The sequence below is a fragment of the Duganella sp. 3397 genome (genome assembly GCF_031456625.1).
Taxonomy (GTDB): domain Bacteria; phylum Pseudomonadota; class Gammaproteobacteria; order Burkholderiales; family Burkholderiaceae_D; genus Rugamonas; species Rugamonas phyllosphaerae.
In genome coordinates this window covers 479,096-492,833 of sequence record NZ_JAVDVB010000002.1, presented here as the reverse complement: position 1 = coordinate 492,833, position 13,738 = coordinate 479,096, and the positions used below count along the sequence as shown (strand labels likewise).

11 protein-coding genes are annotated in these 13,738 nt (G+C 63.5%); 2 read left to right on the top strand and 9 right to left on the bottom strand.

Annotation, left to right across the window (positions count from 1 at the left end; genetic code table 11):
- Positions 1-2: 2 nt before the first annotated feature.
- From J2X54_RS06780 to J2X54_RS06770, 3 genes are read right to left on the bottom strand one after another with little or no spacing between them, the layout of a single operon-like run.
- On the bottom strand, positions 3-977 hold the full coding sequence (locus J2X54_RS06780; RefSeq protein WP_310179366.1) for an ABC transporter permease: 975 nt from the start codon (positions 975-977) through the stop codon (positions 3-5).
- Complete coding sequence (locus J2X54_RS06775; protein ID WP_310179363.1) at positions 965-2,533, bottom strand: ABC transporter substrate-binding protein; 1,569 nt, start codon at positions 2,531-2,533, stop codon at positions 965-967. The genes J2X54_RS06780 and J2X54_RS06775 overlap by 13 nt, the downstream gene beginning before the upstream one ends.
- Before the next feature lie 60 nt (positions 2,534-2,593).
- On the bottom strand, positions 2,594-3,883 hold the full coding sequence (locus J2X54_RS06770) for a DUF445 domain-containing protein (protein WP_310179360.1): 1,290 nt from the start codon (positions 3,881-3,883) through the stop codon (positions 2,594-2,596).
- Positions 3,884-4,293: 410 nt separating this feature from the next.
- On the opposite strand from J2X54_RS06770, the gene J2X54_RS06765 reads away from it, so the two are divergent.
- Together J2X54_RS06765 and J2X54_RS06760 are read left to right on the top strand one after the other, a co-directional pair.
- A complete protein-coding gene (locus J2X54_RS06765) occupies positions 4,294-4,977 on the top strand; it encodes a pentapeptide repeat-containing protein (protein ID WP_070246909.1) in 684 nt (227 codons plus the stop codon).
- A 149-nt stretch (positions 4,978-5,126) separates the two neighbouring features.
- Complete coding sequence (locus tag J2X54_RS06760; RefSeq protein ID WP_310179357.1) at positions 5,127-6,299, top strand: hypothetical protein; 1,173 nt, start codon at positions 5,127-5,129, stop codon at positions 6,297-6,299.
- A gap of 56 nt (positions 6,300-6,355) precedes the next feature.
- On the opposite strand, the gene J2X54_RS06755 is transcribed toward J2X54_RS06760, so the two are convergent.
- The 6 genes from J2X54_RS06755 to J2X54_RS06730 form a co-directional block, all read right to left on the bottom strand.
- Positions 6,356-7,744, bottom strand: coding sequence for an amino acid permease (locus tag J2X54_RS06755; RefSeq protein WP_071651588.1), 1,389 nt, complete (start codon positions 7,742-7,744; stop codon positions 6,356-6,358).
- Between the two features lie 223 nt (positions 7,745-7,967).
- The gene (locus tag J2X54_RS06750; RefSeq protein WP_310179351.1) at positions 7,968-8,702 is read right to left on the bottom strand and encodes a DUF4197 domain-containing protein; all 735 of its coding nucleotides are present in this window, start codon (positions 8,700-8,702) and stop codon (positions 7,968-7,970) included.
- A gap of 67 nt (positions 8,703-8,769) precedes the next feature.
- Complete coding sequence (locus J2X54_RS06745) at positions 8,770-10,344, bottom strand: chemotaxis protein CheW (protein ID WP_310179349.1); 1,575 nt, start codon at positions 10,342-10,344, stop codon at positions 8,770-8,772.
- Positions 10,337-10,900 (bottom strand): chemotaxis protein CheD, encoded by a 564-nt coding sequence (locus J2X54_RS06740; RefSeq protein WP_310179346.1) that lies wholly within the window; start codon positions 10,898-10,900, stop codon positions 10,337-10,339. The genes J2X54_RS06745 and J2X54_RS06740 overlap by 8 nt, the downstream gene beginning before the upstream one ends.
- Positions 10,901-10,911: 11 nt before the next feature.
- Complete coding sequence (locus tag J2X54_RS06735; protein ID WP_310179343.1) at positions 10,912-11,733, bottom strand: protein-glutamate O-methyltransferase CheR; 822 nt, start codon at positions 11,731-11,733, stop codon at positions 10,912-10,914.
- Positions 11,734-11,747: 14 nt separating this feature from the next.
- Positions 11,748-13,445, bottom strand: coding sequence for a methyl-accepting chemotaxis protein (locus J2X54_RS06730; protein ID WP_310179341.1), 1,698 nt, complete (start codon positions 13,443-13,445; stop codon positions 11,748-11,750).
- Positions 13,446-13,738: the final 293 nt, after the last annotated feature.

Here is a 13,738-nt window from a genome sequence, read left to right as displayed (position 1 = left end):
ACTCATTGCGGACGGCGGCGCGGGTCGATGGCGGCGCACGCGACGTCCACCAGCGCGTTAAACAGCACGAACATCAGGCCCAGCACCAGCGCCGTGCCCTGGATCATGGGCACGTCGCGCCCGAAGATGGCGTGCACCAGCGCGTGGCCGATGCCGGGCCAGGCGAAGATGGTTTCCACCAGCACCACCCCTTCCACCAGGTACACCAGCTGTACCGCAACGTAGGCCACCACCGGCGCGCCGACGTTGCGTACGCCGTGGCGCGTGAGCGCCTGCCACGGGGACAGGCCCTTGGTCAGTGCGAAAGCATAATAGGCGCTGCCGCGCACGGCCACCATGGCGTCGCGCGCCACCCGCGATGACACCGCGGCCAGGCCGATCGCCAATGTCAGCGCCGGCAGCGCCACGCTGCCCTGGTCCATGTGGCCGGCGGCCGGCAGCGCGTTCAGTTCCACCGAAAACACCAGCACCAGCACCAGTCCCAGCACGAACGGCGGCATCGCCCGCAACAGCACCGACAGCGCCAGCGTGGCGCGGTCGAACCAACCGCCCGGGCGCAAGCCCGCCAGCACGCCGGGGATGGGTCCCAGCAGCACCGATAGCAGCACCGCCCAGAACGACAGGCGCAGGGTTTGCCCCAGCTGGTGGCCGATTTCGGTGATCACCGGCTGCGCCGTCACCAGCGAGAGGCCCAGGTCGAGGCGCACCAGTTTGCCCCACCAGTCGGCCAGCGCCGCCAGCGCGGGCCGGTTCAGGCCCAGTTCCGTCCGCACCGCTTCGGCGGCGGCGGCATCGACCATGTCGTAGCCGTAGCGGCCGGCGGCGATGCGGAACGCGGTGTCGCCGGGCAGCCAGCGCGTCATGAAAAAGCACAGCGTGCCGACCAGCAGGGCCACCAGCAACGCTTGCAGCAGGCGCCGGCCCAGCAGCGGCGACCAGCGCCGCGCGGTATCTAGCCAGGGTGTCAGGGATGCCATTTGATGTCCGATATGCGGTAACTGCGTTCGAAGGCGTCGATGCTCACGTTGCGTACGCGGCTCGAGACGGCGATGGTTTGGCGGTACCAGACTACCGGGATTACCGGCAGCGACGCCTGCAGGCGCGCGGCGACGGCGGCGCGGTCGGCGTTCTGCGCGCCCGGCGCTTCGCCGGTGGACAGGCGCGCCAGGGCCGCGTCGAGCGCGGCATCGTGCCAGTTCATGGCGCCCCAGTCGCCGCCACCGTTGGTGTAGTCGCCGACCATGGTGGCGGTGGGATCGGGCGTGGTGCCGAAGTTGCGGGCTACCAGTCCCATTTCCAGCGAGCCGCTGCGGTGGCCGGCCGGGATGTCGCTCGAATTGCCGACGATCACCCGCACGGCGATGCCGATCTGGCGCATCTCTTCCTGGATCGCGGACGCGATCAGCGGCAGCTCGGGGCGATCGACAAAGGTGTACAGCGTGATGGCGAAACGCCGCCCGTCGCGCCACAGAATGCCGTCGGCGCCGGGCGCGAAGCCGGCTTGCTGTAACAGCGCGCGGGCGGCGGCGGGATCGGTGCGCAACGGTGCCATCGTTGTCTGGTGCCACTGCGCCAGCGCGGGCGGGAACAGCTGGGTGGCGCCCAGGTCGGCGTCGCGCAGCAGCGCGCGGGCGATGCCGTCGCGCTCCACGCCCAGGCTGATCGCCTGGCGCACACGTTCATCGCGCAGGAATGGGTGAGCGGCGTTCAGTTTCAGGAACGTGGTGCGCGGCAGATTCTGCGCCACCAGCGACACGCCCTGTTGGCGTTGCAGGCGGCGGATGCTGGGTGGGTCGAGCGTAAAGGCGAGATCGGCCTGGCGGCTTTGCGCCATCAGCGCCCGCGTCTCCGCGCGCGACACGCTGATGTAGCGCGCGCGCCGCACGGCCGGAGCGTCACCGTTCCAGGTGTCGGCGAATTCGGTTTCGAACATCTGCGGCAGCGTGATCGACTTGATCCGATACGGACCGCTGCCGACGATGGCGGTCACCCGCCCGGTCGCGTTGAACGAGGACGGCGCCAGCAACTGCGTGCTGTACTGGGTGAACAGGAACGGCAGCGGCGCAAATGGTTTACGCAGCCGCACCACGACGGCGCCGCGCTCCGCGTAAAGTTCGGTGATACCGGCCAGTTGCAGCACCCCCGGCGTTTTCAAGGCCCGCCGCAACGACACCAGCGCCGTATTGGCGGTGAGGGGAGAGCCGTCGTGGAAGCGGTTGCCCTGGCGGATGAAGAAGCGCCATTCGCGCTGGTCGCTCGACACTTCCCAGCTGCTGGCGGCGCCAGCGCGCAAATGGCCGGCGTCGTCGACGTCGAGCAGGGTTTGCGTCACCTCCATGCGGGTGAACATGAACCCGCTGCGCGAGGGTTCGATGCCGGTCAGTTCCCACGGACCGACCACGGTCAGCGTATCGGCGCTGGCGGGCGTGAGCTCGTGGACGTGGCCGGGATCGGCCAGGGCCGCCAGCGGCAATGCCAGCAGGGCGGCCGCAATCAGGCGGCGGGTGAAGAACCTATCGTCAGCTGGTCTCATTGAGCATGGAGGGATGGAAGACCCCGCATGGTAAAGCATGTTGGCGCACGCTGCCAGCCTTTAGCTGGTGACCTGCACTATCACATGAATCACCACGCCCGCCAGGCCGCCAACCACCGTGCCATTGATGCGGATGAACTGTAAATCGCGGCCGATGGCCAGTTCGATGCGCTTGCTCATTTCGTCGCGGGTCCACCTGGCCAGCTGGGTTTCGATGAACAGGCCCACTTCGCCGCGATAATTGCGCACCAGTTGCGCGCTGCCCGCCTCCAGCAGGCGGTTCAGTCCTGCGCGCAGGTCGTCGTTTTCGGTCAGCATATGGCCGGCTTTTTCCACCAGCTTTTGCACGCCCGCCGGCACGCCCGGGTTATCGGTGTGCAGGTCGGCCAGTACGCGGGCGCGCAGCGCGTCCCACAGGCCGGCAAGCATGTGCTGGATCTTGTCGCTGGCCAGCGCGTCGTGCTGGTATCGGCCAATGGCGTCCTGCCACTGCGGGTCGGCCTTCAGGCGCAGCGCGCTCTCGGCGATCCACGCGCCCAGGCGCGCGCGCAGCGGGTGGTTGCGGTCCACCCGCACGTCGGCCACCTTGCGGATGGTGGAGCGGATCAGGCGCGGCATGGCTTTATGCAGCGCGTATTCGACCACCGAGCTGTCGGTATTGACTGCACTTTGCACCATGTTACCGATAGTTTCGTGGTTCTCCTCGTGCGACAGGTACTCGCCCAGCTGGTCGAGCAGCAAATCGACCAGGTGCTGCGGCTGGTCTTCGGCGATCAGCGCATCGATGCAGTCGCCGGCCAGGCTGGCCAGGTCCAGCCGCGCCAGTTCGCGGGTGGCGGTGTCGCACACCATGCGCCGCATCTTGTCCTCGTCGAGGGCGTGCAGCAGCTTTTCCAGCGCCGGGCCGGTCCACTGCGACAGGCGAGCGGCGTTGGCCGGCACCTGCATGTAGCGGCCCGCCTTGCCGGCAATATCGACCTCGCGCAGGCGGGCGTTGATGGCCGCTTCGGTAATGAAATGGTTTTCCACGAACTTGCCCAGGCTTTTGCCGATGCGTTCCTTGCTGTTGGGGATGATGGCCGTGTGCCACAGCGGAATCCCGAGCGGATGGCGAAACAGCGCCACCACCGCGAACCAGTCGGCGATCGCGCCGATCATGGCCGCTTCCGAAAACGCTTCCAGGTAGCCCCAGGCCGGATGGGCGTGGCGCTGCCAGCGGGCCAGCGCGAACAGCAGGGCAGCCAGCAGCAGCAAGCCGACGGCGACCAGCTGCATGGTACGCAGGCGCGCGCGTTGCAGCACTTCTTCCTGGTCGTCGAGCTGGCGGATGATATCGACTTCATGTTCCACGAGTATTCCCCCGGGTTAATTTGAAGGCATTGTAGGACAGCCCGCGCAGGACTGGTCACACACGCGCACCCGATGCGGTTAAAATAGCGCCGAGTCGAAAATGAGCAAGCCGGTTGGTAACCCGGCAAGTGTCGCGCCACGCGCCATGCTCCCGCACAGCGGACCCACGGCGCCGATCTTGACAGAGAACCTGTCTCGGTAGGGAGGAGGCAGCGGATAGCGATGCATCGGTAGTGGGGACAAGGCGCGAGGAGGAAGCATGGCAGGCCATGCGATGACGAGCAACGCCGCCCCCGCTGCCGAGGCGCGCGAGCAGCGCCTCATTCCCTGCCGGGATAGGTTCTCTTAACGTCCGGGGATGCGTGGTGGTATGTCTGTCACGCGTCTGCCGGCCATTGAGGACTCATCCGATGGCATCAAATCTCCCCACCGTCTCTGGCATCGCGCTGGACCGCTCCGAACTCGAACACCACCTCGCGCAAGGCATCCGTCACTTCGAACACTGCATGTTCGATGACGAGGACCTGGCGCGGCTCGACCTGCAGGGCTGTACTTTTGACCGCTGCACCTTCGGCGGCGCCAACCTGTTTGCCGCCAAACTGGCGCGCACGGTCTGGCAGCGCTGCCGCGCCGGCGGCGCCGATTTCGAATCGGTCGATGCGGTCGATGCCCGCTTCGACAGCTGCGACCTGAACAACACCAAGTGGCGGCGCGCCAAGCTGGCGTCGGTCAGCTACCGCGGCTGCAAGCTGACCGGCGCCGCGTTCGAGGAGGTGGCGCACCTGGGCCTGCTGTTCGAGGAATGCCTGCTGGTCGGCGCCGACCTGCGCGGCTTTTCGTTTAAAAAAGCAAGCTTGAAGGCGCTCGATTTCGCCGACGCTTACCTGGCCGGCTGCGACTTTCGCGACGCTGTCTTCGAAGGCGGCAGCTTGCGCAACGCCACCCTCAAGCTGGCCAAATTCCAGGGTGCGGACTTGCGCGGGGCCGACATCGAAGGCCTGAAATTGTCGGACGCGGCGGTGTTCAAGGGGGCGGTGATCTCGCACGCGCAGGCCGCCAGCTTCCTGCGGGCGCTGGACTTTGTTGTCATTTAGCGTTGTTATTTAGAATAGCTTTCAATCAACCGGTTGATTATTTAATAGATATCTATTTCTAAACGGAAATTACAGTAATTTCAGTTGTTTTTTCTGCTAATGTTTCCTCAGGGAATTATCCCTGGAAAACAATAACGGAGAAGACAATAATGACTACACGCATCAACATGACGGGCGCCGCCCTGGCTGTCCTGGTGGCTTTCGCTGCCGCTCCGGCCCACGCCGACGACACCCTGCAAACCGCGCCTTCCAACGGCTGGGCCGGCCAGAACGGCGGCACCAAGGGCGGCGCCGGCGCCTCGTCGGCGGCAACCTACAAGGTCAACTCGGCGGCGCAATTGCTCGCTGCCATCAAGGCGCAGGGCGACAAGCCGAAAATCATCAAGCTGTACGGCACCATCGACCCGACCACGGCCGACAACGGCGGCCCTTACAAGGACGCCGCCGACCAGAAGACGCGCCTGCAAATCCGCCTGACCAGTAACACCACGCTGATCGGCATGGGATCCGATACCAAGCTGGTCAACGCCGGCCTGGTCCTGAACGGCATCCAGAACGTCATCATCCGCAACCTCAATATCGTCAACCCGTGCGATATCAACCCGATCTGGGACCCGGAAGATGGCAGCGCCGGCAACTGGAATTCCGAGTACGACGGCATCAACATCTCGAACTCGAAGAATATCTGGGTGGACCACAACGTGTTTACCGACGCGCCCAAGACCGACGACCAGCTGCCTACCGCCAATGGCCGCCTCAAGCAATGCCACGACGCCGCGCTCGACGTCAAGAATGGCTCGGACTTCGTCACGGTGTCCAACAACCGTTTCGAGTTGCACCAGAAGAACAACCTGATCGGCTCTTCCGACAGCACGACCTCGGACGATGGCCACCTGACTGTTACCTTCAACAACAACCACTTCCTGCACATCTCGGAACGGGCGCCGCGCGTGCGCTTCGGCAAGGTCCACATTTTCAATAACTACTTCGAAGGCAACCGGTCGCACAAGGTTTATCCGCACAAGTACAGCGTCGGTGTGGGTTACAAGGCCAAGATCATCATGCAGAACAATGCCTTCGAGGTGACTGGCGCCAGCTCGTGCACGGACATGGTCAACAATCCTGGTTCGGCCAGCAAGTCGGGCGCGATCACCGACGCCGGCTCGCTGCTCAACGGCGCGGCGCTGAACCTGGCCGGCAAGTGCAGCTTCAGCAGCTCGGTGGGATGGACGCCGCCGTACTCCGCCAGTCCGGCAGCGGCTAGTTCGGTCAAGCAGTCGGTGTTGAATAATGCGGGGACGGGGAAAATCAGTGTGAATTAAGCAAGGGTGCAAGCAGGGTGCCGGCAAGCCTTGCAGGCTTGCCGGTAGTGACAAGATTAGTTCAGCAACGAACGCTTGCGCGAGTAGGTGAAATACACGATCAGGCCCAGCGCGATCCAGATGGCGAACGCCACCCAGGTGTGCCAGCTCAGGTAGGTCATCAGCATCACGCAGAAGATCACGGCCAGTGCCGGGATCACCGGCACGAAGGGCACGCGGAAGGTACGCTTCAAATCAGGGCGCTTCTTGCGCATGATGACCACGGCGATCGACACCAGGCTGAAGGCGGCCAGCGTGCCAATGTTGATCAGCTCGGTCAAGATGTTCAAGGGCACGAACGCTGCCACCACGCCGAAGAACAGGCCCACCATCCAGGTCGCAAAGAACGGCGTCTGGTACTTAGGGTGCACGCTCGACAGCTTCTTCGGCAGCAGGCCGTCGCGCGACATGGCGTAGATGATGCGGGTCTGGCCGTAGGCCATTACCAGGATCACGGTGGTCATGCCGAGGATGGCGCCGGCGTCCACCACGCGCGCCATCCAGTTTTCGCCCGCATATTGCAGCGCCAGCGTGACCGGGTGATCGACGCCAAGGAATTCCTTGTACGGCACGATGCCGGTCATGATGCCGGCCACGATCACGTACAGGATGGTGCACACGGCCAGCGAGCCGATAATGCCGATCGGCAGGTCACGTTCCGGGCGCTTCACTTCTTCAGCGGCCGAGGTCACGGCGTCGAAGCCGATAAAGGCGAAGAACACCAGCGCCGCCGCGCTCAACATGCCGTTGTAGCCATAAGGCATGAAGGGCTGCCAGTTATCGGGCTTGACGTGCGGTGCGCCCACGAAGATAAACAGCAGTACCACGCCGATCTTGATCGCCACCATGATGTTGTTCATGCGGGCCGACTCGCGCACACCCCAGCCAAGCATGGCGGTCAGCACCAGCATGATCAGCAGCGCCGGCAGGTTGACGATGGTGGTCACGCCAGGAACGGCGCCGGGGGCAGCAGTGAGTACCAGCGGCAATTGGTAGCCGTAACTGGCCAGCAGCGACTGCAAATAACCGGACCAGCCCACCGACACGGCCGCTGAAGCCAGTCCGTACTCGAGCAGCAAGTCCCAGCCGATCATCCAGGCCGCCAGTTCACCGAGGGTAGCGTAGGTGTAGGTGTAGATGGAGCCGGCCACGGGGACCGAAGAGGCGAACTCGGCGTAACAGAGCGCGGCAAAGCCGCAGGCGATGGCGGCGACCACGAAAGAGAGGGTGAGTGCAGGGCCGGCAGTGACGGCGCCGGTGCCGGTCAACACGAAAATGCCGGTGCCGACAATCGCGCCTATGCCCATCAGTATCAAATCGAATGGCCCGAGTACTTTGGCCAGTCCGCCGGGCTTGTTAGCGCCGGCAATCATATCGTCGAGATTCTTCGTTCTAAATAGGCTCAAATTAAGCTCCAGATATTTTTATGGTGGCGGGATTGCACCCCGTGTCCCGGGTCGCGGCGACGGCAAATAATACAGGAAGATGACACGGCCGCGACAGTTTGCTTTGTTGTCTTATTGTTTCCGATAAGAAGCGGGCGCAACCAGGCAAAGAGCGCGCTGCCGTTCAGCCGGCACGGCGGCTGGCTGAGGGCAGAGGCAGGACCTGGACTTTGGAGAGGGACGCTTACTTGAGCGCCCCAAACACCTTGCCCAGCAACTTGCTGCCGGTGCCGATCGGATCGGCGCGGATGGCTTTTTCTTCTTCGCCGATCATCGTGTACAGGCCGTCGAGGGCGCGCTGGGTGACGTAGCCTTCCACGGTGGCTTGTTCCCTGGTCACCAGGCCCATCTTGGGCGCCATGGCCATGGTGCTGTTGTACCTGGTGGACAGGCTGGAGCGGTCGGTCACCTTTTTGACGATCGGCAGGAATTGCACGGCCAGCCTGGACGAGGTTTTTGCGCGGAAGAAGTCGGTGACCGACGTGTCGCCGCCGGTCAGGATGTTCTTGGCGTCGGTAATGCTCATCGACTTGACGGCGTCGAGCAGCAGCGGCTTGGCCATCGGCACCGCCGCTTCGGCCGCGTGGTTCATCTGGATCACCAGGTCGTCGAGCTGCTGGCCCTTGCCGGTCAGCTTGAGCAACGGCCGCGCTTGCTCGAGGATTTTTGGCAATGGGATGCGCACGCGCTCGTTGTTGAGGAAGCCGTTTTCCACGCCCAGCTTGGCCACGGCCAGGGTTGCGCCTGTCTCCAACGCGGCCTTGACGCCGCCGGCTGCGTCCTTGTTGCTCAGGTCGGATAGCGACAGCGCGAAGGCGCTGGCGGTCAGCAAGCAGAGGGGCAGCACGCCGAGCGGCAGCAGGGCGCGGCCGGTGGCGAAGACGGACCTCGATGGCGAAGCGGATGGGAACGGAAACATGGACGGCCTTTCAGTGTGCGGCGCCGGCAAGCATCGCCGGTATCGCGCTACTGTAAACCAGCGGCGCTCACGCCGCCAGTGCGGGCAGCTCCCGTGCCAGCCGTCCCAGCAGGCGGTCGCATTCGAACACGCTCAGGGTCTGGTGGGCGTCACCTTCGCCCTCGATGTCGATCACGTCCGGCATGTCGCCGCTGGGGCCGGCGCTGGCGGGGTCGGTGCTGCGCATGATGCGAGGCGCTGCGAAGCGGCGGCTGTCTTCGATGGTCATGATGTTTTGCACGGCATCGACCATCAAGCCGAATTTTTCCATGCCCTGCGCCCCGGCGCGCTCGACCACCAGGATCCTGGTCTGCGCCGTGGCCTGCGCCGGCGCCATGCCGTACAGGCTGCGCAAGTCGATCACGCTGATCATCTGCTGGCGCAGATTGAGCATGCCGCGCATGAAGGCCGGCATGCCGGGCGGGCGCGCGATGTCGCTGGAAAAGTCGATGATCTCGCGCACCTGCTTGATCTCGACCGCGTAGATATTGTCGAGCGCAAAGGTGAGATAGACCTGGCGCTGAATGCGCCGAGCTTCGCGCGCCGCCACGGTGGCTGCCGCGGTGTCGTCGGTGGGGTACAGGCGGGCGTGGCCGGTGCGCATCTCGACGATTTCCGCACTCGACAGGATTTGCCGGTGATCGAGCACGATCACGTCGGTTTGCGCCGGGCAGGTGATGCAGCCGGCAAACATGCCGGCGCGGGCGCGGCTGAGCAGCGGGATCGGCATCAGGTCTTCGGCATAGTAATGGACGATGCTGTCCACCGAATCGACCAGGAAGCCGATGGTGGCGTCGTCGATGCGGGTGATGACGATGCGCTGGTCGGGCAGGAACTGGCGGGCGGCGCAGCTGGCATTCGCGCTTGCCTTGCTTGCACCGGGCGAGGTCAGCAGGGTACTGAAACACACGATGGCCACCGGGCTGCCGCGAAAATTGATGCGGCCCAGGCACAGCGCGCTGTTGAGGATGGACGGCTGGATGTCCGGCACGCGGATGATTTCCTGGATCGCGCCCATGTCGAACGCGAATTTCGACCCGGCCGCATGGAAACTCACGCACTGGCGGCGCTCGCCCTGGTGGCGCCGCGCCGCCTGCCGCCCGGCGCTTTGCAGCGCCAGCACTTGCGGCACGTTTTCGATGCGCACCAGCGCGGCCGGATCGAGCACTTGCAGCAAGCGGGCGCCGTCGGCCAGCAGGATGGTGCCGGCGATCACTGCGTGCTCGGCGCCGGGCGCGTAGCTGAGCGTGCTGCGCTGCTCGGGCCGCACGCGCAGGATCTCGCCGGTGGCGTGGAACAGGATGCCGACCAGCACGCCCTGGTAATCGAGGATGGCGATCTTGTGGCTGCGCTCGGCGGCAGGCGCGGCCGGATCGAACACGCGGCTGAGGTTGACCACCGGGATCACCGTGCCGCGCAGGTTGAACATGCCGTCGAGGAAGGGCGGCGACAGTGGCACGACCGTCATCTTGTCGGGGTAATTGACCACCTCGCGGATGCAACTGGCGGGCAGCGCGAACTCGTCCGGGCCCAGCAGGAACGAGCCGAACAACTCTACTGCTGCCCTGCTGGCAGCCATGCTGCTGTCCACGGTGTCAGGCATGGTGTACCGCCTGGGCAGATTGTGCGATGGCGCTCACGCGGACTTCCTGCGTGGCGCAATCGACGGTCAGGGTACGGCCGCACTTGCCGCCCACTTCGGCAAAGCGCACGTTCAGGCCATGCAGGCGCAGGTGTTTCTGGGCGGCGTCGATGTTTTGCTGACCGACCTGGAAACGCGCCGAGCAGGCCGAGAGCATATTGCCGCCGCCTGCCACCACGACGTCGATATCGGCGTAATCGGCCACGCAGGCGCCCATCAGGCGCAGCAGCGACGGCACGGCCTGGCTGACGTAGCGGGCGCCCAGCTCGGTGGGCGGCACTGGCGACTCGGGCAGCAGGCAATGGGCCAGGCCGCAGCGGCCGCGTTTTTTCCACAGCAGGGCGATGCCTACGCACGAGCCCAGCAGGGCTTGCAACTGGTCGGTGCAGGCGCCCACGCGCAGTTCGCCGATGTTGACGTGGTAGCAGCGCTGCTTGCCTGTCGCAGCGATGGGGGTGGCGTCTGCGTCGAACCACGGCGTGGCCGTGGCGGAGAATAGGGAGTGGTGTGCGTGCATGGCGGCGCCGGTCATTTTTCCAAGCGATAAATCATCGGCCGATCGAAATGGCAGGCGGTGTCGAGGCCAGAAATCGATTCGGATTCACCCAGGATCAGCCGGGCATGGGGCGCCATACTGTGGCGGACTTGCTGCAGCACGGTCTGCTGGTGTTCCTGGTCGAAGTAGATCAGGACATTACGCAGGAACACGAGATCGAACTGCTTGGGTTGTTTCAGTGGCGTGAGCAGGTTGTGTTGGGCCAGTTCCACGTGTTTCTTGAGTGCATCGACAATTTGCAGGCCGTGCGTGCTGGCCTGGAAATATTTCTTTACCCATTCCGGGTGGCTGGCACGGATTCTTTCGACCGAGCGGCCCGCGTAGCGGCCTGTGCGCGCCTGCGCGAGGATCTGCTGCGAGATATCGGTGGCATAGATCTGGTAAGTGAAAGCCGGCGTGACGGCCTTGAATTCTTCGCACAGGATGGCCATCGAATACAGTTCCTCGCCGCTCGAAGCTGCGGCCGACCACACTTTGAGGGTGTTGCCGGCGTGGTCGCGCTGCCACTGCGGCAGGAATTCTTGCTCCACGTAATCCCACACCTGGGGGGTGCGGAAAAACACGGTGTCGTTGGTGGTCACCAGGTCGATGAAGTGCGGTACTTCGTTACGGTCTTTGACCACTTTGTCGAGGTAGGCCTGGTAGCTGGCGATCTCGAGCGCCTGCATCCGCGGCCGCAGCCGGCCTTCGAGCAGTACGCTCTTGCGTTCGGACATGGCAATGCCCGTGTGCTGGCGCACCAGCGCGATCAGCGCGGTCAGCGTTTCGGGCTGAATGCCGGCAGCGAGCGTCATCGCGATTCTCCCGCTTACACCACGAAGCCGGACACGGTTTTGTTGAGGTCGCCGGCGCGCTGGTTCAGCCCCTCGGTCGAGCGGGCGATGCTGTCACAGGCAGCGGCCGATTTTTCCGCTTCTTCGGCAATGTATTGCACGGCGGTAGCGACTTCGCGCGCGGTCAGCTGCTGTTCGTTGGTGGCCGTCGAGATGTCGGAAATGGCGGCCGTGGTCTTGGCCACGCCGGCGACGATCTTGTCGAATGCTTCGCTGGCCTGGCGCGAAATCTCGCTGCCAGCCGAGACGCGCTTGACCGATTCGTTGATCAGCTTGGAAATTTCCTTGGTCGCCTGCGACGAGCGCTCGGCCAGCTTGCGCACTTCGTCGGCCACCACCGAGAAGCCCAGGCCGTGCTCGCCTGCGCGCGCGGCCTCGATGGCGGCGTTAAAGGCCAGCATATTGGTCTGGGTGGCAATTTCGCTGATGACCTTGACGATTTCGCCGATGTCTTCGGACGAACGGTTGATCAGGTCCATCGCTTCGATCGACTTGGCGACCGCCTTGGCGCCGATCTCGGCTTCGCGCTGGGTATCCTTGGCCAGCGCGTCGGCATTGTTGCTATTGCCGGCGATGATGTTGATCGAGCTGCTCAGGCCATCGATCGACGCATTCATTTGCTCGACCGTGGCGCCCAGCGCCTGGGTGCCGACCGCCACCGCGTTGGAGCGCTCGGCAATGGTGGTGGATGTGTCGGACAGGCCGTTGGCCGAGGCTACCACGTCGGCGATCACCTTGCGCAGGTCGGCAATCATCTTGCTGATGCCTTCGGCCAGCTGGTCGAGCGGTTCGTCGCCGGAGATGTCGATCTGGCTGGTGAGGTCGCCCTGAGCGGCGCGCTCGACCGAGAGCAGCAGGCTATGGATCTTGGTGCTATCCGATTGCGCCTTGGCGACCACCGATGTTTCCAGTTCTACCTGTGCTGTAATATCGCTGGCAAATTTAACCACTTTGTAAGGTTTGCCATTCAAATCGAGTACCGGATTATAAGTCGCTTGTATCCATACTGTTTTGCCATGGTTGCCAATGCGTTTATAACGGCCGGTGTCGAATTCGCCACGGCCCAGTTTTTGCCAGAAACGCTTGTAGTCGCTGCTGGTGGCATATTCCAGGTCGCAAAACATGCGGTGGTGTTCGCCGCGAATATCGTCGATCTCGTAACCCATCACCGCGAGGAAATTGTCGTTGGCACTGAGGACATGGCCGCTCATGTCGAATTCGATCACGGCCTGGGCTTTGCCGATGGCGGCGACCTTGCTTTCGTACTCTGCGTTCTTGAGCTTGCTGTCGGTGATCACGGTGGCGAACTTGATCACCTTGTAGGGCTGGCCCTGGTCATCGATGATGGGGTTGTACGAGGCATTGATCCAGATTTCGCGGCCGTCCTTGCCGATGCGCTTGTAGTCGCCACGGTCGAATTCGCCTCGCGCCAACTTGTCCCAGAACGCCTTGTAGGCGCCGGACTGAACGAACTCCGGCGCGCAGAACATGGCGTGGTGCTTGCCCTGCACTTCGTCCAGTGCGTAGCCCACGGTGGCCAGGAAATTCTCGTTGGCGTGCAGGATGGTGCCGTCCAGGTCAAACTCGATCAAGGCTTGCACCCGGTTGAGCGCGGTATTAATGGCTTGCAAATCCTGCTCGCGGGAATGAATGACCTGGGTATGCGCGTCCATAATTGTCCTGTTATATTTGGAGAGAATTATTTCAAGGTAAATATTGTAAAATCATCGCGTGACGCCAATATGCGGCAGCGTTTCATTATTCAGGTCCGCCCCCGGAAATTCAAGCATGTTTGATTAATATCGCAGTGTAATGTATTTTATTTTCCACTGGGAATTAATATTTGAATAAAACTGGAGTTCTTATTCTCTTGCAGGCAAAGCGCGCTCTCCGCATTCAAAAGCGGGTGGCGGTTTGATCAAGTTTTCAGGTACGATCACGGTCCGGGCCCGCAGGCCATCAAGGG